The 24,852-nt window shown below is 60.5% G+C and carries 25 protein-coding genes and 1 pseudogene; 17 read left to right on the forward strand and 9 right to left on the reverse strand.

The genetic code is table 11. The features are described 5' to 3' along the window. Positions 1–5 precede the first annotated feature (5 nt). The 3 genes from virB10 to AC6CIG_RS25975 all read left to right on the forward strand — a co-directional run bounded on the left by virB10 (position 6) and on the right by AC6CIG_RS25975 (position 2,895). The gene (virB10, locus tag AC6CIG_RS25965) at positions 6–1,178 is read left to right on the forward strand and encodes a type IV secretion system protein VirB10 (protein ID WP_498324072.1); all 1,173 of its coding nucleotides are present in this window, start codon (positions 6–8) and stop codon (positions 1,176–1,178) included. Positions 1,179–1,186: 8 nt separating this feature from the next. After that, positions 1,187–2,194 carry a P-type DNA transfer ATPase VirB11 gene (gene virB11 / locus AC6CIG_RS25970; RefSeq protein ID WP_498324073.1) on the forward strand — a complete coding sequence of 336 codons (1,008 nt, stop codon included), beginning with the start codon at positions 1,187–1,189 and terminating at the stop codon, positions 2,192–2,194. Positions 2,195–2,343: 149 nt separating this feature from the next. Then, positions 2,344–2,895, forward strand: a complete 552-nt coding sequence (locus tag AC6CIG_RS25975) for a LabA-like NYN domain-containing protein (protein ID WP_498324074.1) — start codon at positions 2,344–2,346, stop codon at positions 2,893–2,895. A gap of 40 nt (positions 2,896–2,935) precedes the next feature. Here the strand turns inward: AC6CIG_RS25975 and AC6CIG_RS25980 are convergent, their stop codons facing one another. The 4 genes from AC6CIG_RS25980 to AC6CIG_RS25995 all read right to left on the reverse strand — a co-directional run bounded on the left by AC6CIG_RS25980 (position 2,936) and on the right by AC6CIG_RS25995 (position 6,313). Further along, positions 2,936–3,826, reverse strand: coding sequence for a LysR family transcriptional regulator (locus AC6CIG_RS25980; RefSeq protein ID WP_498324075.1), 891 nt, complete (start codon positions 3,824–3,826; stop codon positions 2,936–2,938). A gap of 584 nt (positions 3,827–4,410) precedes the next feature. Next, positions 4,411–5,406, reverse strand: a complete 996-nt coding sequence (locus tag AC6CIG_RS25985) for an ATP-binding protein (RefSeq protein WP_498324076.1) — start codon at positions 5,404–5,406, stop codon at positions 4,411–4,413. 226 nt (positions 5,407–5,632) lie between these two features. Continuing rightward, the gene (locus tag AC6CIG_RS25990; RefSeq protein WP_437406873.1) at positions 5,633–5,812 is read right to left on the reverse strand and encodes an ATP-binding protein; all 180 of its coding nucleotides are present in this window, start codon (positions 5,810–5,812) and stop codon (positions 5,633–5,635) included. 291 nt (positions 5,813–6,103) lie between these two features. Continuing rightward, complete coding sequence (locus AC6CIG_RS25995; protein ID WP_498324077.1) at positions 6,104–6,313, reverse strand: hypothetical protein; 210 nt, start codon at positions 6,311–6,313, stop codon at positions 6,104–6,106. 409 nt (positions 6,314–6,722) lie between these two features. Here AC6CIG_RS25995 and AC6CIG_RS26000 point away from each other — a divergent pair. Together AC6CIG_RS26000 and AC6CIG_RS26005 are read left to right on the forward strand one after the other, a co-directional pair. Then, positions 6,723–6,920 (forward strand): annotated as a pseudogene (locus AC6CIG_RS26000) (hypothetical protein); the annotation flags it as partial. Between the two features lie 37 nt (positions 6,921–6,957). Next, a complete protein-coding gene (locus AC6CIG_RS26005) occupies positions 6,958–7,341 on the forward strand; it encodes a DUF4112 domain-containing protein (protein ID WP_498324078.1) in 384 nt (127 codons plus the stop codon). Between the two features lie 224 nt (positions 7,342–7,565). Here AC6CIG_RS26005 and AC6CIG_RS26010 read toward each other — a convergent pair whose 3' ends face one another. From AC6CIG_RS26010 to tnpA, 5 genes are all read right to left on the reverse strand, one after another. Continuing rightward, complete coding sequence (locus AC6CIG_RS26010) at positions 7,566–7,853, reverse strand: hypothetical protein (protein WP_018097233.1); 288 nt, start codon at positions 7,851–7,853, stop codon at positions 7,566–7,568. A 425-nt stretch (positions 7,854–8,278) separates the two neighbouring features. After that, the gene (locus tag AC6CIG_RS26015; RefSeq protein ID WP_498324079.1) at positions 8,279–9,286 is read right to left on the reverse strand and encodes a tyrosine-type recombinase/integrase; all 1,008 of its coding nucleotides are present in this window, start codon (positions 9,284–9,286) and stop codon (positions 8,279–8,281) included. Further along, complete coding sequence (locus AC6CIG_RS26020; RefSeq protein WP_498324080.1) at positions 9,283–10,215, reverse strand: tyrosine-type recombinase/integrase; 933 nt, start codon at positions 10,213–10,215, stop codon at positions 9,283–9,285. Before AC6CIG_RS26020 ends, AC6CIG_RS26015 begins: the two co-directional genes overlap by 4 nt. Continuing rightward, entirely contained in the window at positions 10,212–11,450 is a 1,239-nt protein-coding gene (locus AC6CIG_RS26025; RefSeq protein WP_498324081.1) for a site-specific integrase, read from the reverse strand. The genes AC6CIG_RS26020 and AC6CIG_RS26025 overlap by 4 nt, the downstream gene beginning before the upstream one ends. Positions 11,451–11,704: 254 nt before the next feature. Next, complete coding sequence (gene tnpA, locus AC6CIG_RS26030; RefSeq protein WP_498324082.1) at positions 11,705–12,088, reverse strand: IS66-like element accessory protein TnpA; 384 nt, start codon at positions 12,086–12,088, stop codon at positions 11,705–11,707. A gap of 431 nt (positions 12,089–12,519) precedes the next feature. On the opposite strand from tnpA, the gene AC6CIG_RS26035 reads away from it, so the two are divergent. The 12 genes from AC6CIG_RS26035 to AC6CIG_RS26090 all read left to right on the forward strand — a co-directional run bounded on the left by AC6CIG_RS26035 (position 12,520) and on the right by AC6CIG_RS26090 (position 24,845). Then, positions 12,520–14,037 carry an FAD-dependent oxidoreductase gene (locus AC6CIG_RS26035; RefSeq protein WP_437416817.1) on the forward strand — a complete coding sequence of 506 codons (1,518 nt, stop codon included), beginning with the start codon at positions 12,520–12,522 and terminating at the stop codon, positions 14,035–14,037. Positions 14,038–14,601: 564 nt separating this feature from the next. Then, a complete protein-coding gene (locus AC6CIG_RS26040) occupies positions 14,602–15,297 on the forward strand; it encodes a GntR family transcriptional regulator (protein WP_026168832.1) in 696 nt (231 codons plus the stop codon). A gap of 411 nt (positions 15,298–15,708) precedes the next feature. Next, a complete protein-coding gene (locus AC6CIG_RS26045; RefSeq protein WP_498324083.1) occupies positions 15,709–16,311 on the forward strand; it encodes an amino acid synthesis family protein in 603 nt (200 codons plus the stop codon). 15 nt (positions 16,312–16,326) lie between these two features. Further along, positions 16,327–17,160, forward strand: a complete 834-nt coding sequence (locus tag AC6CIG_RS26050) for an alpha/beta fold hydrolase (protein ID WP_498324084.1) — start codon at positions 16,327–16,329, stop codon at positions 17,158–17,160. Continuing rightward, the gene (locus AC6CIG_RS26055) at positions 17,157–18,086 is read left to right on the forward strand and encodes a flavin reductase family protein (protein WP_498324085.1); all 930 of its coding nucleotides are present in this window, start codon (positions 17,157–17,159) and stop codon (positions 18,084–18,086) included. Before AC6CIG_RS26050 ends, AC6CIG_RS26055 begins: the two co-directional genes overlap by 4 nt. Then, positions 18,083–19,123 carry an LLM class flavin-dependent oxidoreductase gene (locus AC6CIG_RS26060; RefSeq protein ID WP_102764164.1) on the forward strand — a complete coding sequence of 347 codons (1,041 nt, stop codon included), beginning with the start codon at positions 18,083–18,085 and terminating at the stop codon, positions 19,121–19,123. Before AC6CIG_RS26055 ends, AC6CIG_RS26060 begins: the two co-directional genes overlap by 4 nt. 5 nt (positions 19,124–19,128) lie before the next feature. Then, entirely contained in the window at positions 19,129–20,592 is a 1,464-nt protein-coding gene (locus AC6CIG_RS26065) for an aldehyde dehydrogenase (RefSeq protein WP_498324086.1), read from the forward strand. Positions 20,593–20,597: 5 nt separating this feature from the next. Beyond that, entirely contained in the window at positions 20,598–20,927 is a 330-nt protein-coding gene (locus AC6CIG_RS26070; RefSeq protein WP_411922594.1) for an NIPSNAP family protein, read from the forward strand. A gap of 38 nt (positions 20,928–20,965) precedes the next feature. Then, the gene (locus AC6CIG_RS26075) at positions 20,966–21,976 is read left to right on the forward strand and encodes a polyamine ABC transporter substrate-binding protein (protein ID WP_411926782.1); all 1,011 of its coding nucleotides are present in this window, start codon (positions 20,966–20,968) and stop codon (positions 21,974–21,976) included. Between the two features lie 115 nt (positions 21,977–22,091). Beyond that, complete coding sequence (locus AC6CIG_RS26080) at positions 22,092–22,967, forward strand: ABC transporter permease (RefSeq protein ID WP_437408712.1); 876 nt, start codon at positions 22,092–22,094, stop codon at positions 22,965–22,967. 1 nt (position 22,968) lies between these two features. Next, complete coding sequence (locus tag AC6CIG_RS26085) at positions 22,969–23,769, forward strand: ABC transporter permease (protein ID WP_102762286.1); 801 nt, start codon at positions 22,969–22,971, stop codon at positions 23,767–23,769. Further along, positions 23,766–24,845, forward strand: coding sequence for an ABC transporter ATP-binding protein (locus AC6CIG_RS26090; RefSeq protein WP_018097218.1), 1,080 nt, complete (start codon positions 23,766–23,768; stop codon positions 24,843–24,845). The genes AC6CIG_RS26085 and AC6CIG_RS26090 overlap by 4 nt, the downstream gene beginning before the upstream one ends. The last annotated feature ends 7 nt before the right edge of the window (positions 24,846–24,852 follow it).

Below are 24,852 nucleotides of genomic sequence, written 5' to 3' on the forward strand. Positions count from 1 at the left end.
GAATCATGGCTCAGGAAGACGAAACCCGGATTCCCGGAGAGCGTGCCGAAACGGTGACCGGCCGGCGCATCGACAATATCCCCGTGCTCAAGCGCGGCGCGGTGGCGCTCGCCGCCCTGGCGTTCGTTGGTTTTGCCCTTTGGTCGACAACCGGGAAAGAAGCGAAAGATGAGAACGCGCAACCCGAGCGCATCGTTATTCGGCAGACAAGCGACTTTGAGGCTGCCAAGGAGAAGGTCGAGCCGACGCAGGCGGTCCCGGAAGTGAAGCTGCCAACCCCGGTCGTAGAACCAGTCACCCAGGAGAAGGATGAACTGCTCGACTCTGCTCGTCGCGCGCCGGTCATGGCCTTCAGTGGTGGGCAGAAAAATGCGACGCAGCGCCGCGAGGCGGATAGTTCGGAGACGGCTGCGAAAAGCAATTTCCTGCCGTTCGATAGCAATATGATAGGGCAGAACCAGCAGAACAGCGACGAGCAGCGGTTCGACGGCCTGTTACGACCGACAAAGCTCGAAGGCTCGCGTGCCGGCACGCTTGGCAATCGGAATTACATTGTCGCCATGGGTACCTCGATACCCTGCGTGTTGGAAACGGCGATGGCGTCGGATCAGCCTGGCTTCACAAGCTGCGTGATCAATCGCGACGTTCTTTCCGACAATGGCCGCGTCGTGCTGATGGAAAAAGGCACGCAGATCGTCGGCGAATACCGTGGCGGCTTACAGCGTGGGCAAAAGCGCGTGTTCGTGCTTTGGAGCCGTGCGAAGACGCCGAACGGCGTCATCGTCACGCTGGCGTCACCGGCGACCGATGCGCTCGGCCGTGCCGGCGTTGACGGCGATGTCGACACCCATTGGTGGGAGCGCTTCGGCAGTGCCCTTCTCCTTTCCATAGTCGGAGACGCCACGAGTTATGCTAACAGCCGCCTGCAGGACAGTGACGTCGACGCGCAGAACACCACGAGCGCCGGCCAGCAGGCCGCAGCGATCGCGGTGGAGCAGTCGATCAACATCCCGCCGACGCTCCTGAAGCACCAAGGTGAGCTTGTATCGATCTTCGTCGCACGCGACCTCGATTTTTCTGGCGTCTACAGGCTTCGAGTAATGGAACCGCAGTACAGAATTCTTGATCGGGCGGTGCTGGGTGACTTCAGACCGCAATCGGCGTTGGTGACAAAGTAGGTCGGCACATGACTGAGGGACCTGACGCAGCAGTTGTCCGCGAGCTGCTTGCTCCGTTTTCGCGGTTCTTGAAAGACAGGTCCCTTTATGAGGTGATCGTAAATCGGCCCGGGCAGGTTTTGACGGAAGGCGCCGAAGGCTGGCGGACCCATGACACCCCGGAGCTGACCTTCGAGAAGCTGATGCGCCTTGCCCGGGCGGTGGCGTCGTTTTCCAATCAATCCGTCGACGAGAGGCGGCCGATCCTGTCAGCGACCCTGCCGGGAGACGAAAGGATACAGATCGTCATTCCGCCGGCGACAAGCAAGGGCATAGTCAGCATCACCATCCGGAAACCCTCTTCGGTGACACTGAGCCTCGAGGACCTCGAGAAGGATGGGCTGTTCGCGAACGTGACGCACGCTGGCAATGAGGGTTCAGTGGACCGTAGAATTGTCGATCTTCATCGAAATGGTGCTTATGCTGAGTTCCTGCGCGAGGCGGTGTTGGCGCGCAAGAACATCATAATTTCGGGAGCGACGGGGTCAGGTAAGACGACACTCTCCAAGGCGCTCATGCGCCATATCCCGATCCATGAGCGGATCATCTCTATCGAAGATACCCCGGAACTCATTATCCCGCAGCCGAACCATGTGCGGTTGTTCTATTCTAAGGGAGGACAGGGGCTCGCCGACATCGGTGCGAAGGAGCTCCTCGAGTCCTGTCTGCGCATGCGGCCGGATCGTATCCTGCTTCAGGAACTGCGCGATGAGACCGCATTCTATTACGTTCGCAACGTCAATTCCGGGCATCCAGGATCGATCACGACGGTCCACTCCGATTGCGCAGCGCTGGCGTTCGAGCAGCTAACGCTGCTCGTGAAGGAATCAGAGGGCGGCCGGGACCTCGATAGGGATGATATTCAGAAGCTTCTGAAGGTCGCGGTCGACATAATTGTCCAATGCAAGCGCATCGATGGGCGCTTCCGCGTGACGGAGATTTATTTCGACCCGGGCCATGCCGGGGCATTGAGATAAGCGGGTGCGGTTCTGATTGTTTGGAGAGCGGACGCCCGCTGCAGCTGGCACCGACGACCGTGCCCTATTCGCGTATAGTGCTCCTCGGGATGCCGAGCAAGTTGATTGCTTCGTTCCGGAGCCCAGCCCTGGGGCGGGAGAGAGCGGCCATGTTCGACCAGCGGGAGAAGATCGTGCTCCTCATCGACGGCGCCAATCTGTTTGCCGCCGCGAAGGCGCTCGGCTTCGACATTGATTACCGCAAGCTGCTCGAGGCTTTTCGCAAGCGCGCTTATCTGCTCCGTGCCAATTACTATTGCGCGCTGATGGAGGATCAGGAAGCGGCTACAATCCGGCCGCTGATCGACTGGCTCGACTACAATGGATATCAGGTGGTGACCAAACCTGTCAGAGAATTCACCGACTCGCTCGGACGTCGCAAGGTCAAGGGCAACATGGATGTGGAGCTAGCGATCGACGCCCTCGAGATGTCGAAGACGGCCGATCATCTCGTGATTTTCTCAGGCGATGGCAACTTCACGAGTCTTGTCGTGGCATTGCAACGTAATGGGCGTAAGGTCTCGGTAGTGTCGACCATGGCGACTCGGCACGCCACACCCATAGCGTCTCTGAATCGCTTCTTCGCGACGATCCCCTCGAGCAGCTTGCGTAACGCCCTCGACATCGGTCGCGAAAAGGCCGTACCGACTTCGCCGACATAGACGAGCTCACCCCCCTTGCGTGCTGCCATCCCGGTTCGGTTCAAAGGGGATCGCGCCCATTCGAACCCAAAAAGAGTGAGGCATTTGCTGCGAGCAGCGCCGAAAGTCGGTCTGCGACCGTGCGCACGGCTTCCCGGCCGCGTTCGTCGCCATGCAGGACCATCCAGAGATCATGCCCGAGCTCATCGATCACCCGCCCCGCCCGGACGAAGCCTGGATCGCTATCGCCGATGAAACATGGCATCACGCTGATGCCCGCTCCCGCCTTCACTAGATCGAACATCATCCGCGGTGAGTTCACCCAGTTCGTGATGTGCCGGCCCGGCTGTTCGAATGCCCACCTTTTCCACGGCTGGTTGGCGACGTCCGTACCCAGCGAAACCCAGTTGCAATGGCGCCGGTGGTCAAAACCTTGGGCGCAGTAGGGCGCATAGGCGACGGCGACGGAACGCCGGACCGCGACATTGCCCAACTGCGGCCGCTCCGGGGCGAGCCCAATGTCCACGTCGCGGTGTGTCAGGTCGATCGCGGCCTCAGTTGTCTTGAAACAAACGCGAAAAGCATCGTGTGGTGTCCAAAGGTGCCGAAGGCTTGTTGCCGTGAAGCACGACACCGTGTTGTCCGAAAGAAGCCGTACGATCGGCATCGAATGCACCGTCTCTTGCCAATCGACGATGTCCTGCGCTGCCTCCTGCATCGCCCTCACGCGGTCCAGCAATATCTGCCCGTCCGGTGCGAGCTCGTATCCCGTCCGCGCCCTGACGAACAGCGCTCGTCCCGTGGCACGTTCCAGCGCCAGCATCCGCCGCCCAATGGTCGGCGCGCTGATCCCCGTCTTCTCAGCGGCACCCGCAAGCCCGCCTTGCTCGGCGACGTGCAAAAAGAGACGAAGATCTTCCCAGTTTTCGACTTCATCCGGTTCGACTTTCATCCATGAAAGATGGCTTTCGTTCGCGCCTCTACAGTTGCATGGCCTCTCGAACCATCTTCCGGGTAACGCCAGATGCCCGGAGAAACGAGATGCTACTTGAATGGACGATCCTATATAGGGAGCTGGTAAGCCAACAGCGCAAAAAACGCTGCGACGCGTTCGCCGATCCACTCGACGGCGCCGAATGGGAAGGATTCGGCTGGCTCGTGAAATGGATCGCGAGGTCTGCGGCGCGCCGTTCGCAAGCCGGTGACCACAGAGGGAAGGGCACGCTCGATGAGCCGTGCCGTGCGCAACCGTCCGCGGCGCCCTTGGGCTTGCCTGCGCCTAGCCCGCTCGGCTCTCGCTGCGCACTGGAGTGAGCCCGTCCTCCTGCCGCGATCTTACTCGGTCGATGCGAACAAGCATCCAAGCAGAAAAGTTTCCCCGGATCATCTGACGTTGGGAACAGTGCAATTATCCGGAATTAGGACGGAAAAGGCCATCGTCCGATCCCATTGTTGGATGGCACATCTTAGAGGAGAATGCGGCGTTATGGAGCAAGTGCCACATGCGTCAGCCGGCGCGTTAGGAGGTTGTCGCCTCTACCGACGCGGTTTTACCAGTGTTTCCGGGGTTATCAGATGCAGCCGCTCGTCTTCTTTCGCCAAACTCTCGACATCGCTTGAAAAACCACTTCTACTGAAAAACAGGTAGTGCTTGCCCGTCGCTCCTTCCCCGTAAGTCGTTTTCTCGGATCGCTCACGCAACAATCGGACGTGGCCAAGGTCGATCACGCGCGATCGCCATTTGCATTCGCCATAGAAAAATGCACCATCCAACAATCGCCCCGCGACATCGATGTCGAAATCGGCGCGACCCCAAATCTGGCCAACCTCCTGCGTCGGAACCGCAAGGACCTCCTGCAGATGAAGCCTTGCAAATTGAAGGGCGATCGGTTCGAACGCAATACCCATATAGTCGGAGAACGGAGGCTCCACGACGCGGTCGTAAACCTCCTCGCCAAACCCGCTGCTGATCGCGCTCAGGTTTGGTCGCACGAAACGATGCCACAACGACATCAGGCTGTCTGTAACGCGATAGCGGCGGTTTCGGCCCTTCTCGTCGGCATCCAGCGATTTCGAATTATCGATCAAATCGAGCGCGAGCAGTTTTGCCAGGTACGGTCCAATACCGTCTGCTTTGACACCCAGTCTGTTTGCGATCTCCGACTTAGTGTTGCAACCGTCAGATACAGCCGCAACCACGCTTGAGTAAAAGGACGGCTCTCTGAGTTCGGTCTGCAGCAGCGTGTTCGGTTCGTCGATCAGCGTGCCTGTCTCTGTGAGCAAGAGTTTGATGACGTTGTTGCGGAGCGGTTCCTGAGCGTCGCAAAGCTGAAGATAGTAGGGAATGCCGCCGAAAATCGCATAGGTTCTGATAATGTCGTCGGCCGTGTACTCCGGGAAAGACTTGGCGACATCGACAAGTGGCAAGGCCTTCATGTCGAGCGACAGGGTTTTTCGCCCGTAAAGCGGGTTCCGTTCCGCCAACAGGTCTTCCATTTGAGAAATGGCAGAGCCGCAAAGGATCAGTTTCATCGCCCCATCTGCAAGCGCGCCGGAATCCCAGAATTTCGCACGATCGATGGCAGTGCTGGCTCGTTATCAAGCAGATAGAGAAATTCGTCGATCGTGACGATCAATCCCGGATGCTCGCCGGCACGCTCGGCAACATAGTGCAGTACCCCCTCCCAGCTTGACAGGGCTTCGAGCTGTGGCTTTGATCCGATTGCCTTTCCGACATCGGATTTGAACTGCTCTAGGTTCAAAAGTGATGAGACGCGGGTCGCTTGAAAGTAGATTCCGGGCGATTCTTGGCGGCCTCCCGAAGGAACCGCGATTTGCCGATCCGCCGTCGGCCAAATACGATGATGAGGGAAGGTCGTTGCGAATCCAATTCGGTCCGCACCAGCTTGAGTTCACGTTCGCGCCCGAGAAACTGCATATGCCTGCCTTTTGGTAAATGTAATTACCTTAATCGTGATTACCTTAATCCTGAATTTCTTAGTGGCGATTCCTTTGTCAAGTTCTGCGCGCTGCGGACTCTTCAAACCTTCTCCAGATTGTCGATTTTTCCTCAGGCAGGAGGGCAAGCCTATTCCCTTTGAAACCCGGCAGTTGATCTCTCGTGGGCAGAAAGAGTTTCGTAGCGCAGTCGGTACCGAGATCGGTTCTCCTGCTTCGCGCAGGACCTCCAAGACGGCTTGGCGCTTGTTTATGCCATTCATGGCCGCTTTTACCTCGGACGACGACGGCTTTGCCTTACGAGGTCGATCACCGCACCTGACCCCGGCTGTGACGATGCCGGGAAGTCTGGCTCATAGCTCAGGATCACGCGCTCCAGCGCTCTCATCAGTTCCTGAATGTCTACCCGCTCCCTTTCAAGCTGCTGCAGCCTGTCAATCAAGGCGGCTCGCTTCTGCTTCAACTCGTACACTACACTCATTCGAGGCTCCGTTTTTACCGGAAACCAGGGTTAGTCGGGATACCATTTCAGGTCTGGTGGTTTTTGCTACCTAATGCCGGGAGAATGCAACCTACGCGGGTTCCGCAGGGGCCGGGGCTACTTTGTGGCATTTGCTACCTAATTCACCTAATTCCGCAATTATCGCTGTTGTCAGAAGGGTGAGCACAAGCAATGGCCGCGATCCACTCGATTACGTCGGCGCGATTGAAAGGGCGAACAGCTTCTCCTCCCACCGGAAACGTCGATCTTCACGATCCGGCATATTCCTCGTCTCGAGGAGCTGGAGCTGGAGCATATCCAAGAGAGGGAGCGCCACTCAACTCCGCTCCACAGTCGTGGAGCTCCTCCGGGTCGATTCCCTTCCAGGCGAGGGATAGAAATCGACCTTCCCACCAAAGCGGCGGGTGCTACCGTATCGATGGGGCGCACCTGGACGCAGGTCAAATCCGACCTCGATCTGACGCGCACCATCCGAACGGTCCCGGCGCTTTTGGCAAAGACGACCGCTTGGGAGGATTACTGCGATGGGCGGCGTCCGCTTGAGCGGGCGATCAAGCGGCTCGGCAAGCAGAAGTCGGCCGCATGACATTTGAACGGCGGCGTGTTGGGACCACATAAGAAGTATGAAAAAGCAGACGATACCGATCGAGCAACTCGCACGCCTCCGGCGTATACGGGGCCTGGCCCGGCTTATGGACACGGCGCTCCGAATTCCCGGCACCCGCGTCTCGCTCGGCGCGGACTCCGTGCTCGGTTTGATCCCCGGCATCGGCGATTTCGGCGCTGCGGCGGTCAGCCTCTTCATCGTCAACGAGGCGCGCCGTCTCGGCGTGCCGAACGACAAGCTTCTCAAGATGCTGGTCAATGTAGGATTCGACACGGTCGCGGGGAGCGTCCCGGTGGTCGGCGACGTCTTCGACGTCTATTTCAAGTCCAACCGCCGCAATCTCCAACTGGTGCTCGACCACTTCGGACTCGATCACGCTGACCCTGATCGATCGCGATGAAAAACGGCCGCCGGCCGGAACGGTCATAGAACACCGCGGCATTGTCCTGAACTTCGCGCAGGCCTTGTAGGAGGCGTGGCGCTTCTCCACGCAGAAAAAGCCTTTTTATTTGTTCTATGCAGATCGATGCGGACCAAAGCTGGAGCTGCTCAGCGCATGGAGGCGAGCGAAACCATTAGCAAGTCGGCAGATGATGTTGGCCGTAGCTACTGGGCTTCGGACCGTTACTGTTGTTCTGGCAACTCGTCTGGACGGATCACGGGCGTTCTTCCGACGTCAGGAGCGGGCTCGACCATTTCGGTGTCGCCGACGGTTGGCGGCTTCAGAACTCCGTCGCAATCATCAAGTTTTTCTGTGAGTGTCCCCCGATTGGCGCCGGCACCCGGAGCGACGCGGCAACGCTCATTCTGCGCGCCAGTTCCGGGGTCGTTGGAGAGTGCTGACGTTGTGAACAGGGCGCCGATTGCAAGCAATGGGGCGGCGACGAAATCTCTGGTCAGTTTGTACCTCATAGGACTCGTCCTTCAGTTTAGGCGCCGCGGAGTTGCAGCCCTTCCGCGGCGATAGAGCCTTGAAGTTGGGATCTCTAGAAAACCCGAGCTCGCCAGCAATAGTTCCGGTGAGTAGCTGCCAAGCGAACGCCAGTCACAGACAGCCCGTAATGGGTGGAGCGGCCTATCGGAGGAACCATTTGACGATCGCCATTCGCGACGCGTTGCTGACGCCTTCGCTTAAGGTGAGCCTTCGCACCCTGGCCATCGTGCCAAATCACCTTGATCAAGCCGCCGCTCCAGCCCCGGAAGACGAAAAGAGGGCCGCTTATCGGTTATGTGGCGCGCCACATAACCGTTCTTATGTGCCGGGCGAGATTATGTGGCGGATCCGTCCCTGCGCCAGCCGAGGCCCGTCTAATCTGGAATTCTCCGCCACATAATACTCAGATGCTGTTCAGTAGTTGCAGCACGGCGTCATTTGGTCGGAAGCGGACGCCAAGATCGCCGGCGACTCCAGCCTTCTCGAGACCTTTACGCATCATCTCGACATCGGCGGCGGCATAGCGATGGGTTGTAGCGACCTGTGCGTGCCCGAGCCAGGCTTGGATCGTCAGAAGGTCAACGCCCGACTGGAGGAGCTTCATGGCCAGTGAGTGTCGGAAGATGTGCGGCGATATAGGCTTTTGGGCCAAGGCGGGCCTGATGGTCACGGCCTGGGCCACCGCTCGCCGCACGATGTGGGTTGCTCCGAAGCGCGTCAGGCGCTCGTTGCGGGCGCCGACGAATATCGGTCGCGGCTCGTGGTTCGCGATTCCGTGTTCGGCCAACAAGGCTGTCAGTGCTCGCGCCAGATCCTGAGGGATGGGGATGACGCGGTCTCTGCGCCCTTTGCCGCGCAGCAGCACTTGCGGGTGCGACCGTTCCAACTGAAGGTCGTTTGCGTTGACGCCGGTAGCTTCGGAGACCCGCGCGCCGGTCCGTGCCAGGAACAGTAGAAACGTACGGTCACGCCGACCGCGGGGCGTCCTTGGATTAGGCGCCTCAATGAGGGCGTCCACTTCGGCCTTGATGAGGTGATGCGTCACCTCGATGTGCGCCCGTTTTATGGGAATCGACAGCACGCGTTGGGCGACACCGAAGGACGCCGGATCGGCGGCTGCGACATGGTGGAAGAACGATCGGATCGCCGCTAGGCGGGCGTTGCGCGTGGCGATGGTGTTGTTCCGCTTCTCCTCGAGTTCGTCGAGAAAGGCGAGAATGAGGTCTCGATCGAGCTCCTCGAGCACCAACGCCGCCGGCTTCTTCCGCAGCCGGGTGGCGGCAAAGAGGATGAGCATGCGCAAGGCGTCGCGATAGCTGGCCATGGTCGCGGGAGTCGCGTTGCGTTGCTTGGTCAGGCGCCGGCGAAAGTAGGACTCCAAGAGCGGCGCCAGGAGTAAGTGTTCACTCATGCTGCGCCTCCATCGAGGAAGGCGCGCTCCGCCGCCATGGCGAGAAGCTCCACCGAGCCAGTGAGGTAGTAGGCGGTGTCACTGTAGTTGGCGTGGCCGAGATAGGTGGCGAGCACCGGGAGTAGCGCCTGGACGTTGGCGCGTTGTTGATGCCAAAGGCTCATGCGGGTCACGGCAAACCGGTGCCTAAGATCGTGCGGCCGCAACGGCTTGCCGTCATCAAGGCCGGCGAACTTGCGGACCTGAGCAAATCCGCTTTGCAAGCCAGTCGCCGAGAGGCGGTTGCCACGAGAGCTGAGGAAGAAGGCCTGGTCCTTGAGACTGGGAAAAGCGGCATCGCGCTCACGGGCATAGCGGCGAAGCGCTGTTTGGGTCGTCGTGTGAACTGGAACGAGACGGTCCTTGCGGAACTTCGTCTTCCGAATGAGAAGAACCCCGTTGGTCAGATCGACGTCGGAACGATCAAGCCTGACCACTTCGCCCGATCGCAGTCCCGAACTTGCCAACAATCCGATCAGCGTCGCCATCGTCCGCCCCCTGAGGGGGATGCCTGGCGAAATGCGGGTGCATGCGTCGATGAGCGACGCCAACTCTGCCTCGCTGAGGATACGTGGAGGTGGAATCGCCCTGGATCTAGGAAAGGCTCTGCGCTCCAAGGCTTCGGTTTGGGCGTCATAGACGGCGAGATACTCGTAGAAGCGGCGGAGCACGCCGTGACGAGTAGCGCGGCTGTTGGCGGCGCCGCCGAACGACAGGACGAAGTCCAGCGCCATCGTCCGGGTGGCGGGCGCATCGAATTGAGTGCGTTCAACGTAGCGGACGAAAGCGCGCAACGTACCGGCTTGTTTGCTGAAAGAGTAGCCGAGTGAGTGGCGCAGTTCGATGTAACGCTCGACCTTCTCGCCGAGGAAACGGGCAAAGGCGGTCATGCAGCGCCTCCCGGAAAGGGGAGTGCGACCTCGGCGAGCTGCGAGGCCGCAACCTTCACGTACAGCGCCGTTGTGTTGATGCTCCGGTGACCAAGAAGATCGGCGACCTCGTTGATTGGCCTTCGCTGCCCGACAAGCTGGGTGGCGAGGCTGTGGCGCAGGAGATGTGCACCGGCGACCCGCCCGAGTTCGACCCCGCCATGCCGCAACCGCTTCCTCACGATCCTTGAAACAGGCGCCGCAGACTTGAACGCTCCCACCGGCGGCGTGAACGACAGGAACAGATACGGACTGTCCACCTTCGGTCGAGCGCGCAGGATGTAGTCGACGAGCGCCGCGCCGGTCTCCTCGAGGAGTGGCACCACCCGATCACGCTTGCCCTTGGTACGCCGGATAAAAACCTCGCCAGTACGCCAGTCGATATCCTGCAGCCGAATGGCACGTAACTCGCCGTTGCGAATGCCCGTGGTGGCGAGCAGCAGCAGGACGGCTCGATCGCGGATAGCGACCGGCGTCGTTGGGCCGATCGCATCGATTGCGCGCCGAACGTCACCCCATGCAAGGCGCGGCGGCAGATGCGCCAAACGCCAATACGGCGTTCTCGGGACGATGCGGGCGAGATCTTGGTGATGGTGGCCAGCCCAACATAAGAACCGAAGAAATGTTCGAATGTGAGAAGTCGCTGCCGTGCGGGTGCCGGAGGTCGCCGATAGCGACAGCCGATGCTCGACAGCAGCAAGCACGTGCTCAGCTGTCAACGCCTCAAGACTTTGGCCGGGGTGGCGATGGCGGAACCAATCCAGAAAGCGGCGGCCGCCCAGAAGAACGCCTTCGCGGGTCTTCGACTCCAGGCCCCGTACCCTGCGCAGATAGTCCGAAAAGGAGGCCAGAAGCGGAGCATCCGGATCATCCTCTTCACTTGAAACGGAAATAATGAACCGCTCCGGAGCCACTCGCCGTGCATGTGCCAGAGCCGATACTGCCCCAATGCGCGGAGTATCAGTAGTAAACGCGCCCAAATAGCTGTCGATGACATCTTGATGGATTGGCATCGGACCACAGCGCGTCAAGGCAAACTGGCTAAAACGCGCAATCCGGCTCAGGTAAATCTTGGCGGACGCCCGCTTATAACCGAGCGCGAAAAAATGCTCCGCGAGGCGATCCATCTCGCCACCAAGCGCACCACTACGCAGGCGCTTGAGCACCCCACGATACGAGAAATAGAACTCGAGCATATTGTCCCTCCGAATAGCGGCGCGGGGGGATCCCGCACCCATCCCAAGAGGCACGAAATATTATGTGGCGGAGAATTCCAGATTAGACGGCCCTCGGCTGGCGCAGGGACGGATCCGCCACATAATCTCGCCCGGCACATAATATCGGATCGCGCTTCAAGGTCTCCTGTACCATTAGGACAGGCTGGGAAAGCCTCTCCGGATGTCCGTATAGCCGCTCGCCAACCAGACCTTCACACCGCTCGGGACCGGGATCATCGCCGCTCCAGCACATCAGAAATCCGACCGAGCGCTTCGGGGTCGACGTCACTCTCGACCCGCAGGCGACGGCCTCGGCCAAGCTCGATCGTGACGATACTTGCCCTTTTGCGCGGTCGGGAGACCGGCGGCTCCGCTGGCGACGAAGGCGGCTCGACGATCTCTACCGGAATGAGCTGCGGGACGGACGGCCCGGATATCTGACAGAGTTCCTTGCGCCAGCGAAAAAGCTGGCTCACATGGATACCGGCCGTTCGCGCGATCTCGGAAACTCGCGCCTCTGGCATGACTGTCGCGGCGACGAGCCGTTCCTTCTCCTCGCGAGACCAGCGCCGACGCCGCTCGACCGACGTGATCACCTCAATCTGATGCTTCGTCATAGGACTAGTCTTAAATGGGGTATTCAGCTTGCGCTGCATCTGTGGTGGGTGAAGAGAGGTGCTGCGCTTCGAGCTGATGATAAAACGTGGTCTGCGAGACCTTTCCTGCACCGCGAGCTTGACGCCGTCTACAACGCCATCGAACTGCCGTGGAGCAACGGCCAAGCGGAGGGCCAAATCAACCGCCTGAAGACAATCAAGCGTGCGATGTATGGCAGAGCTGGCCCGGAGCTGCTCAGGGCCAGCTCTGCCACTCGACCAAAATCGCCACCAGACAAAGTGAGGAAGACCCCAATTAAAGGCCAAGCGGCACCTTGATCCCGCCTCGCCGATAATTGCGGAACCAGAGAGGAAGCCGGCTGGGCAGCGTCTCCGCGGAACTTTTGCGCTCGTTTTAAATTTAGCCAATGCTCGTTTCCGAAAGGCCCGTCATGAACGTAAGCGACGAAAGAACCGTCTCGCTGTGGGCGACGGTCAAGGCTGCGCCTGACGCGGTTCCACTCATGGAAAACGATCAGGCCGACGTCATCGTCATCGGCGCCGGAATTGCCGGTTTGTCGGTAGCCTACGAGTTCGCCATGTGTGGGCAGAAAGTCGCTGTTATCGATCGCGGCGAAATCGGCAGCGGGATGACCGCGCGGACAACCGCTCACCTTTCATCGATATGCGATGACTATTTCTCCCAGCTGATCGAGCTGCGGGGGCGCGAGGTGGCCAGGCAGTTTTATCAAAGCCAGTCAGCCGCAATTGACCGTATCGAAGCGATCCAGGAGAGCGAGGGCATAGCCTGCGACTTCAGACGTGTCGACGGCTTTTTATTTCCGTCATCCGGAGCGGAGGATGCCAGTCTCGAGCGCGAGCTCGACGCAGCGCTCCAAATCGGGGTCGCGGTAGAAAAAATCGTTGGTTTGCCGTTTGTTGAGTTTTCAGCGGCGCCAGCCCTCCGCTATGGCCGTCAGGCGACGTTCCATCCGCTCAAGTATCTACGTGGGCTGGCTACCAGCATTTGCGCGCGTGGCGGCAGGTTATACTGTGATACAGTTGTCGAAAAGGTCGAGGAAGCCGAAGACGGCGTCCGCGTGTCAACGAGCTCTGGGCTCAGCGTCACCGGAAGATGGGCCGTTGTCGCAACTAATTCGCCGATCAATGACCGTGTCGCCATCCACACCAAACAAGCGCCATATCGGACCTACGCGATGTCGTTCGAAATCGACCGCGGAGCCGTTCCGGATGGGCTCTACTGGGACATGGAAGATCCGTATCACTATGTCCGCCTGCAACCCGGTGAGGGCGCGAGCGACTTTCTCCTGGTAGGCGGCGAGGACCACAAAACGGGTGCGGCTGACGATGCTGAACGGCGGTTCGCCGCTTTGACGGCCTGGATCAAGCGCCTGGTGCCCAATCTCGGCGCTGAAACCCATCGCTGGTCCGGCCAAGTAATGGAAGCCATCGACTACACTGGTTTCCTTGGCCGCAATCCGGGGAGCGAGCGTGTGTTTGTGATCACCGGCGACTCCGGCGAAGGCATGACGCATGGAGTTGTCGCTTCGCTATTGATCCGGGACCTGATCCTTAAAGGCAGCAGTCCGTGGCGGGACCTTTACGAGCCGTCTCGCAAAACCACAGGAGCGATTGTGGACTATCTCGTGGAGAACGCAACGGCGGTTAAGAATTTCGCAGAGTATGTTGCGCCTGGCGAGGTCGACTCCGTCGATAAGCTCCAGCCAGGACAGGGTGCCATCGTCCGCGAGGGCTTGACCAAGGTTGCCGCCTTCCGCGCCGAGGACGGGACGTTATACAAACGATCCGCGTCCTGCACGCATATTGGCTGCCACGTGCATTGGAATTCCCTTGAACGTTGCTGGGACTGTCCTTGCCACGGCTCGCATTTCGCGGTCGACGGCACGGCCCTGAATGGGCCCGCCGTCTCGCCTTTGGCTGACCTCTGATAGCTACGAGCATTGAAGTCTCGGCCGCAAATTCTACAGGTGAGTAGTTCATCTTGTGACGCCAAGTCGCCCATTTCACAACCTCGATATTTAATCTCTGAATTGCTGTCCGCGACAGTCGCCGGTTATTGTCCCACAAGTCAGTTCGACCGCCGCTAATGTCCGTGGCGAGTGGCAGGAACCCTCATCCTCTCAATCGATAGGGCAGGGCAGGCGTTGGCACATTCGATGCCGTTCGGGGCCGTCAACCCCAACAGAAGCGGCGCGATCAGAGCTCTAAATGGTCGCTTAGTGCCTTGGCGTTTCTTGGCCTTCCCTGATGTTGCGCACTGGCCAGATCACCGGGGCGCAAACTAATGCGAATGTTTGCTGCCCGTGTTCTCCTCACGCGCTTAGTCCCGTCGTTGAAGTGATCTCGGAGCCGGGTGGCCGCTCCAGATCTTACGCGCAGGCGGCTGGAGATATCGCTCGGTTGATCGCCATTGAAGAATTTAGGCATACGAGTAATATGGTACACCGTAATATCATTAGCGTCGGCAGACGAACCGATATTGAGGTAGAATGATGAACGCTGATTTGCGGGAGACCGACATCCGAGTAGAGCGTCCGGCCAAGACATTGAGGGAACTAGCACTCGAAAAGGTTCGGGATGCAATTGTAGACGGCTATTTCAAACCTGGCGAACGCCTCGTCGAGCGTGATCTCTGCGGTCAACTGGGCGTGAGCCGCACGGTCGTCCGTGAGGTGCTACGCCATCTCGAATCCGAGGGGCTCGTAGCGAGCTTACCGAACAAGGGACCGATCGTCGCGCTCCTCGACTTGGATGAGGCAAAGCAGATTTATGAAATCCGTGGTGCCCTCGAAGGAATGGCTGCGCGGCTGTGCGCGGAACGACGCGACCCGGCCATCGCGGAGGCTCTCCAAGCGTCGTTGAAGGGCATCCGCGAGAGCTATGCCGCCAAGGACATGCATGGCGTTCTCAACCAGACTTCCGCTTTCTATCAAACATTGTTCACCCGGGTTGATCGGCACGTCGCCTGGGGCGTCGTGAATCTTCTGACCGTCCGGATCAACCATCTGCGCTCCATGACGATCAAGACCAACAATCGCGACGTCGAAGGACCTGCGCAAATGGAAAAAATCGTCGATGCGATCAGAAGGGGCGACGGCGAAGCGGCCTGCAGAGCCGCCCTTGACCATGTCGCCCGCGCCGCTGCCATCGCCGAAACGCTCATCGCCGCTCAGCAGACGGGCGAGTGAATAGTCACGGTGGAAGGCAGAATGGCCCTGCCTTCCCGAGACGATGCTGTCGACCTGGCCCACTCCGGTTATCCGGGAGCTGGTCACCGATCGCTTCTGCCAAGGCGACGGCATTGTAATTGAGCCCGCGCACCTCCTTTTCCTGCAATAGCGCCCCACACACATCGGACGCCTAGGCAGCGGCCGGCGCGACCAGTGTGGCGTTCGGCCCTGGGTACGTCTGACAGGCCTCGCGCACCCGCACCGCGACAGGAGGTTGGCTTCTCTCCCGCCAGTCGCCGACGCAAGGCGATTTTCTTCAATGCCCATCCGTTGCTCCCGACGTTTCTGGCTCGGCTTCAAGGGACGCTTGACACTGCAATATTATGGTATACCATAAGACGTAATAGATATGGTTGGGAAGGATTTCCAATGCCCGTTCAGATCCGCAAAACGCTGCTCCAGATCGAAACGACCTTGATCGAAGGAGGCAAGGCCACCCCGCAGCCGTTGAAGCTGTTTTCGGCGCTGGCGGTGGTGAAAAATCCGTGGGCGGGGCGGGGCTTCGTGGAGGACCTCAAGCCGGAGATCCATGCGGCAGCACCTGTGCTTGGGGAGCTCCTGACCAGAATGATTATCGACGCCGTCGGCTCAGGCGAAGCGGTCGAAGGCTACGGCAAGGCCGCCGTTGTGGGGCTTGACGGTGAGATCGAGCATGCCTCGGCACTCATCCATACGCTGCGCTTCGGCAATCACTATCGCCAAGCGGTCGGCGCCAAGTCGTACCTCGCCTTCTGCAATACGCGCGGCCCCGCCAACGCCACCGTCATGATCCCACTGATGGACAAGAACGATGAGGGTCGCCGTTCTCACTACCTGACGATTCAGACGGCGATGCCTGATGCGCCGGCCGCCGATGAAATCGTCGTGGCTCTTGGCGCATCGGTTGGCGGACGCCCGCACCATCGGATAGGCGACCGCTATCAGGATCTGAAGGACCTCGACCAGGACGCCGCCAATCCGGCCGGCGTGTAAACGGCAGGCACTTCGATGCAGACGGTCACATCAAATACGTCCGGGGAGGGCGGCACTGCGCTGCCGCGCAAGATGACTGTGCGCGGAGCCGCCTACCTCGAAGCCGGTGAGGGCGAGCCGTTGATCCTCATTCACGGCGTCGGCATGCGCCTCGAGGCCTGGGCGCCGCAGATCGAAGCCTTCGCCAAGACCCATCGCGTCATCGCGGTGGACATGCCCGGGCATGGCGGGAGCGAGAAAATCGCGGCGGGCAGCACGGTGCGCGACTTCGTCGACTGGTTCGGCCGCTTTCTGGACGATATCGGTATTGACCGTGCGAATCTCGCGGGGCACTCGATGGGTGCGCTGATTTCCGGCGGCGCGGCGGCAACCTTCGCCAACCGCGTCACGCGTGTCGCTTATCTCAACGGCGTTTACCGCCGCGATCCCGCGGCAAAGGCGGCCGTTCTGGCCCGCGCAGCGGCGATCCGAACAAGCGGCGTGGACACGGCGGGACCGTTGCTGCGATGGTTCGGCGATGATCCGCAGAGCCAGCGAGCACGGGAATTGACCCGCGTGTGGTTAGAGGCGGTCGATCCGGAAGGCTACGCGATCGCCTATACCGCCTTTGCAAACGGCGACGAGGCCTATGCCGATTGCTGGCCTTCCGTCACTTGCCCCGCCCTTTTCCTCACGGGTTCGGGAGACCCGAATTCGACGCCGGAAATGGCTGAGCAGATGGCGTCGCTGACGCCGAACGGATGGGCTCGCGTCGTCGATGGTCACAGACATATGGTCAATCTGACCGCGCCGGAAAGTGTCAATGCGCTGATGGCGGAGTGGCTGAATTACCGGGAGGAGCCGGCATGAGTGTGGAAGATCCAAGAGCCTTGCGCGACGCCTTTGGCGCCTTTGCGACCGGAGTGACCGTGGTGACGGCGAACAATCCGGCGGGCCAGCCAATCGGTTTTACCGCCAATTCCTTTACGTCCGTCTCGTTGGATCCGCCCCTGCTGCTCGTGTGTATTGCCAAGACCTCGCGCAATTATGAGACGATGACCGGAGCGGAGCGTTTCGCCGTCAACGTCCTGTCCGAAACACAAAAAGACATCTCCAACACCTTCGCCCGGCCGGTGGAGGATCGGTTCGCGTCCGTCGACTGGAGGAAACGGCCGAATGGTTGCCCGATCCTTTCCCAGGTCGCGGCCTGGTTCGAGTGTTCGAAGCAGGACCTCATCGAGGCTGGCGATCATGTGATAATGGTTGGGCGCGTAACGGCCTTCGAGAACAGCGGGCTAAATGGCCTCGGCTATGCCCGCGGCGGCTATTTCACGCCTAGGCTGGCGGGCAAGGCCGTTTCCGCGGCCGTCGGGGGCGAAATTCGTCTCGGCGCAGTGCTCGAGCAGCAGGGCTCAGTATATCTCGTGGGCGATGAAACGCTGTCGATCCCGAGTTGCACCGTCGAAGGCGATGACCCCGCCCGGACCCTGGCGGCGCATCTCGAGCAATTGACCGGACTGAACGTCACCATCGGCTTTCTCTATTCGGTCTATGAAGACAAGAGCGATGGACGGCAGCACATCGTCTATCACGCACTGGCCAGCGACGGTGCCCCCCAAAGAGGCCGGTTCCTGAGGCCGGAGGACGCCGCCCAGGCGAAATTCAGCAGCACCGCGACCGCCGACATCATCAATCGTTTCGTGCTCGAAAGCTCCATCGGCAATTTCGGTATGTATTTCGGCGACGAGACCGGCGGCACGGTTCACCCGATCGCGAAGAAGGACGCGCGCTCATGAAATTCTCGCTTTTCGTTCACATGGAGCGCCTGGATGCCTCCCAGGACCACAAGACGCTGTACGAAGAATTCGTCGCGCTTTGCGAGATCGCCGACCAAGGCGGCATGCACGCGATCTGGACCGGTGAACATCACGGAATGGAGTTTACCATTGCGCCCAATCCCTTCGTCACGATTGCCGACCTTGCCCGCCGCACCAGAACCGCGCGGCTTGGAACCGGCACGGTGATCGCCCCGTTCTGGCATCCGATCAAGCTCGCGGGCGAAGCCGCGATGACGGACCTGATCTGCGATGGCCGGCTCGACATCGGGATTGCCCGCGGCGCCTATTCCTTTGAATACGAGCGGCTGTTGCCGGGCCTCGATGCCTGGAGCGCCGGGCAGCGCATGCGCGAGCTCATTCCGGCGGTGAAGGGGATTTGGGCGGGTGACTACAGCCACAATGGCGAGTTCTTCAAGTTTCCTGCCACGACCTCGTCGCCGAAGCCGTTGCAGAAACCCCATCCGCCGATATGGGTTGCTGCGCGCGATCCGAACTCGCACGAATTTGCCGTCGCGAACGGCTGCAATGTGCAGGTGACGCCGCTCTGGCAAGACGACGACGAGGTGCGGAGCCTGATAGGACGGTTCAACGACGCCTGCGCGAAAAGCCCTGAGGTCGAGCGGCCGAAGATCATGCTGCTGCGCCACACCTATGTCGGCTCCGACGAGGTGGACATCGCACAGGCCGCGCATGAGATGAGCGTCTACTACAACTACTTCTTCGCCTGGTTCAAGAACGAGAGGCCGATCACACAAGGCCTCATCGAGCGGATTCCGGATGAGGAGATTGCCGCCAACGCCATGCTCTCGGCCGAGGCGATGCGACGCAACAACGTCGTTGGTGCAGCCGACGAGGTCATCGCTCGCATCAAGAGCTACGAGGCGATGGGTTATGACGAATATTCCTTCTGGATCGACACGGGCATGACCTTCGAGCGCAAGAAGGCGTCGCTTGAACGCTTCATCGCCGAGGTCATGCCGGCATTTGCGGAGTAGGGCACATGCAGCGCTTCCAGTGTTACATCAACGGTGAATTCGCGGACGGCGAAGTCCGGTTCGAAAGCATCGACCCGGCGACGGGCCGTGCCTGGGCGGAGATGCCGGAGGCGCGCGAAGCCGATGTCGATCGCGCCGTTGGAGCGGCGCACAATGCCCTCTATGGCGGAGCATGGCCGAGGCTGACCGCGACGCAGCGAGGCAAGCTGCTGTACAAGCTCGCCGATCTGGTGGCCGCGAATGCCCAGAAACTGGCGGAACTCGAGACGCGCGACACGGGCAAGATCATCCGCGAAACCTCGGCACAGATCGCCTATGTCGCCGACTATTACCGCTATTACGCCGGGATCGCCGACAAGATCGAAGGATCCTATCTGCCGATCGACAAGCCGGACATGGATGTGTGGCTTCGCCGCGAACCGATCGGCGTCGTCGCCATGGTCGTGCCGTGGAACAGCCAGCTTTTCCTTTCGGCGGTGAAGATCGGCCCGGCGCTTGCGGCCGGCTGCACCATGGTGGTGAAGGCGTCGGAAGACGGGCCGGCGCCGCTGCTCGAATTCGCCCGGCTGGTTCATGAGGCCGGCTTTCCGGCCGGCGTCGTCAATATCATCACCGGCTTCGGCCCGCCCTGTGGGGCGGCCCTCAGCAGTCATCCCAAGGTCGACCATATCGCCTTTACCGGCGGGCCCGAGACCGCGCGTCATGTGGTGCGCAGTTCGGCGGAGAACCTCGCCTCGACCTCGCTGGAGCTCGGCGGCAAGTCTCCCTTCGTCGTCTTTGCCGACGCCGATCTCGAAAGTGCGGCAAACGCGCAGGTCGCCGGCATCTTCGCGGCGACCGGCCAGAGCTGCGTCGCCGGCTCCCGCCTCGTCGTCGAGCGAACCCTCAAGGACCGCTTCCTGGAGATTCTCAAGGCGAAGGCCGAGGCGGTGCGCCTCGGCAGCCCGCTCGACATGGCGACGGAAGTCGGGCCGTTGGCAACCCGGCGCCAGCGCGCGCACATTGAGGCCCTGATCGCCCGCTCGCTCGCCACCGGCGCCAAAGTGGTGACTGGAGCCAGCGCTCCCGAAGGCGACGGTTTCTACTACCGGCCGACCATTCTCGACTGCGACGGCGGCCGCTCGCCCGCGCTGGAGGAGGAATTCTTCGGGCCGGTCCTTTCAGTCGCCTCCTTCGAGACCGAAGAAGAGGCACTGGCGATCGCCAACGACACCCGTTACGGCCTTGCGGCCGGGCTGTTCACACGGGATCTCACGCGTGCGCACCGGCTGATGAAAAGCATCCGCGCCGGGGTCGTCTGGGTCAACACCTATCGGGCGGTCTCGCCGATCGCGCCTTTCGGCGGTTTCGGGCTTTCCGGCCACGGCCGCGAGGGTGGCATGGCGGCGGTGCTCGACTACACTCGGACCAAGACCGTGTGGCTGAGGACCTCGGATGATCCGATCCCGGATCCCTTCGTGATGCGGTGACGGCGATGTTCTACGAGATCCGCACCTATCGGCTGAAGAATGGCGCGATCCCCGCCTACCTGCAGGTGGTGGAGGAGGAAGGGATCGCCATCCAGAAGAAGCATCTCGGCGAACTCGTCGCCTACTTCTTCTCCGAGATCGGGCCGATCAACGAGATCGTCCATATCTGGGCCTATTCGAGCCTCGACGACCGGGAGAAGCGTCGCGCGGCGCTGATGGACGACCCGGACTGGCGGACGTTCCTTCCGAAGATACGCGACCTCATCGAAGTCGCGGAGAACAAGATCATGAAGGCTACGCGCTTTTCGCCCACCGGCGGCGCATCACCAGAATAACCAATCAAGTAAAACCGGGAACAACGGAGCAAGGGAACATGAAGAGGATATTCGCTTTAACGATCGTCGCCGCCGCCATGGCAACATCCGCGCCGGCATCCGCCGCCGATCTCGTTTTTTCAAGCTGGGGCGGCACGACACAGGACGCGCAGAAGGCTGCCTGGGCTGACAAGTTCGCGGAGAAGACCGGCATCAACGTGCTGCAGGACGGGCCGACCGACTACGGCAAGCTCAAGGCCATGGTCGAGGCGAATGCCGTCACCTGGGACGTAGTCGACGTCGAAGGCGACTACGCCGCGCAGGCCGGCAAGAAAGGTCTGCTCGAAAAGCTCGACTTCTCAGTTATCGACAAATCGAAACTCGACCCGCGTTTCGTCACCGACTACTCGGTCGGCAGCTTCTATTATTCCTTCGTCATTGGTTGCAACAAGGACGTGGTCGATGCCTGCCCAAAGACGTGGGCGGACCTTTTTGATACGGAAAAGTTCCCCGGCAAGCGCACCTTCTACAAGTGGTCGGCGCCTGGCGTCATCGAAGCGGCGCTTCTCGCGGACGGCGTGCCGGCCGACAAGCTCTATCCGCTTGATCTCGACCGCGCCTTCAAGAAGCTCGACACTATCAAGGGCGACATCATCTGGTGGTCCGGCGGCGCGCAGTCGCAACAACTCCTTGCGTCTGCTGAGGCACCCTTCGGCAGCCTCTGGAACGGTCGCATGACAGCGCTTGCCCAGAGTGGCATCAATGCCGAAACCTCCTGGGAGCAGAACATCACCGCCGCCGATTCACTCGTCGTACCCAAGGGTGCGAAGAATAAGGAAGCGGCAATGCAGTTCATCGCGCTTGCCACATCGGCCGAAGCTCAAGCTGAACTCGCCAGTTTAACCGGCTACGCGCCCATCAATCTGGATTCCCCAAAAATGATGGACCCGGAAGTGGCCAAAACGCTGCCGGACGCGCAGACGGCGAGCCAGGTTAACGCAGACATGAACTACTGGGCAGAAAACCGCGACGCGATTGGTGAGCGCTGGTACGCCTGGCAGGCGAAATAACCACCGGGAACCACTGGGAGGACGGCTGTGGCGTTCTTCCGGTGCTCCGGCGGTCAGAGGGCTGCGTGCTGTCCCGTGACGGCGCATTGCCCTCTTAATGGGAGGAAAGACGACGATGGTTACGCAGACCGAAACCGAGAGCGGGAGAGCGTTTGCGCCCGTACGCGCCCGGCGGCCGAGCGACTTTCATCTGACTTTGCCGGCGCTCGGCCTGCTGATCCTGTTCTTCGTGCTGCCGGTCGCCATCCTGCTGATGCGCAGCGTCACGGAACCAATGCCGGGCCTCGGCAACTACGCCGAACTGCTGGGCTCTTCGACCTATTTGCGCATATTTGTAAACACCTTCATCGTATCCGGCCTGGTGACGTTTGTCTCACTGCTGATCGGTTTTCCGGTCGCTTGGGCGCTCGCCATCATGCCCAGCCGCGTCGCTTCGATCGTCTTCGCCATTCTGCTCCTGTCCATGTGGACCAATCTGCTGGCACGCACCTATGCCTGGATGGTGCTACTGCAGCGCACCGGTGTCATCAACAAGCTGCTGATCGGGATGGGGCTCATCGACAAGCCGCTGCCGCTCGTCAACAATCTGACCGGTGTGACGATCGGCATGACCTACATCATGCTGCCCTTCATCATCCTGCCGCTCTATGGCGTTATTCGGAAGATCGACCCGGCCATCCTGCAGGCGGCCGCACTTTGTGGCGCCAACCGCTGGCAATCACTCGTCCGCGTGCTCTTGCCGCTGGCGATGCCGGGCATGGCGGCGGGCGCGCTCATGGTCTTCGTCATGTCGCTCGGCTACTTCGTCACGCCGGCGCTGCTCGGCGGTACCGCGAACATGATGCTCGCCGAACTCATTGCGCAGTTCGTCCAGTCTCTCGTCAATTGGGGCATGGGTGGTGCCGCAGCCCTTGTGCTGCTGGTCGTCACGCTCGCACTTTATGCCGTCCAGCTCCGCTTCTTCGGCACCGATCGGATGGGAGGGCGCTGAGATGCTTTTGAACTTCGATCGCCTCGGCTGGTGGAAGCTCGTTCTCCTCGGCATCACGCTGCTGACTACGGCATTTCTGCTTCTGCCGATCCTGTTCATCGCGGCGCTGTCCTTCGGATCGTCGCAATGGCTGATCTTTCCGCCGCCCGGCTGGACGCTCAAATGGTATCAGGAGCTTCTCGCCGATCCGCGTTGGCTCGAGTCCGCCTGGACGAGCTTCCAGATCGCAATCATTGTCACTGTCCTCTCGGTTCTGCTAGGGCTCGTGACCTCGTTCGGCCTAACCCGCGGGCGTTTCCCGCTCCGAGAAGCCTTGAAGGCGCTGTTCCTGACGCCGATGATCTTGCCGGTCGTGGTACTTGCGGTCGCGCTCTACGCATTTTTCCTGCAGATCGGACTCAACGGGACCCTAACTGGCTTCGTCATCTCCCATCTGGTGCTGGCGCTTCCCTTCTCGATCCTGTCGATCACCAATGCGCTCGAAGGCTTCGACAAATCGATCGAGGATGCCGCCGTGTTGTGCGGCGCGTCTCCGCTCGAAGCCAAGCTCCGGGTGACGCTGCCGGCCATCAGCCACGGCATCTTCTCTGCAGCGATCTTCTCCTTCCTCACCTCCTGGGACGAAGTGGTCGTTGCAATCTTCATGTCGAGCCCGACGCTCCAGACGCTCCCCGTGAAAATTTGGGCGACGCTGCGGCAGGATCTGACACCGGTCGTTGCCGCGGCTTCCACACTTCTCATTCTCTTGACCGTGCTTTTGATGGTGCTCGTCGCTCTCGTTCGCAAAGGACTGAAATCATGAGCAAACCTTTTCTGCAAATCCGGGGTATTCGCAAAGAGTACGGGCCGGTGACCGCCGTGCAAGACGTCAATCTCGATGTCGCGCAGGGCGAGTTCCTGACATTTCTCGGCCCCTCGGGATCGGGCAAGAGCACCACGCTCTATATTCTCGCCGGCTTTGAGAACCCGACGCGCGGCGACATCCTTCTCAACGGGCAGACTCTGCTATCGACGCCCTCTCACAAGCGCAACATCGGAATGGTATTCCAGCGTTATACGCTGTTCCCCCACTTGTCCGTCGGCGAGAACATCGCCTTTCCGCTGAAGGTCCGCCGCCTGCCGAAGGCGGAGATCGACGCCAAGGTGCGCGAGATGCTGAAGCTCGTGCGGCTCGAAGGCTTCGAGGACCGCAAGCCCGCGCAGATGTCCGGTGGGCAGCAGCAGCGGGTCGCATTGGCGCGCGCACTCGCATATGACCCACCTGTGTTGTTGATGGACGAGCCGCTCTCGGCACTCGACAAGAAGCTACGCGAGGAGATCCAGCACGAGATCCGCCGGATTCACCAGCAGACGGAAGTGACCATCCTCTACGTTACGCACGACCAGGAGGAAGCGCTTCGCCTTTCCGATCGGATCGCCGTTTTTTCGAAGGGCGTGATCGACCAGATCGGTACCGGGCCGGAGCTCTACGCCAATCCCGCCACGCGGTTCGTCGCCGAGTTCATCGGAGACAGCGATTTCCTGCCCTGCAATGTGGTCTCCACGGCGAACGGCCGGGCAGAGGTCGCTATCTGTGACACAATGAGAGTCGCCAACGTTCCCCTGCATGGAACTGCCTCCTCCGGAGGCAAAGCCTCCCTCATGCTGAGGCCGGAACGCCTGCTCCTGTCTAAAACGCGATCGGACACCGGGTTGCCCGCCACGGTTAGCGATATCACCTTCCTCGGCAACAACGTGCACGTCGCAACAAAGACCAACAAGGGCAACGATCTGTCTGTCCGCCTTCCGTTCGGTCACGAGGCGATCTCGGGCCTCGCTCGCGGCGATGCCGTTTGGTTGAGGTTCGATGCCGGATCGGCGCACGTCTTCGGTCAATGACGGTAGC

It is taken from the genome of Sinorhizobium sp. GQ132 (genome assembly GCF_059758575.1).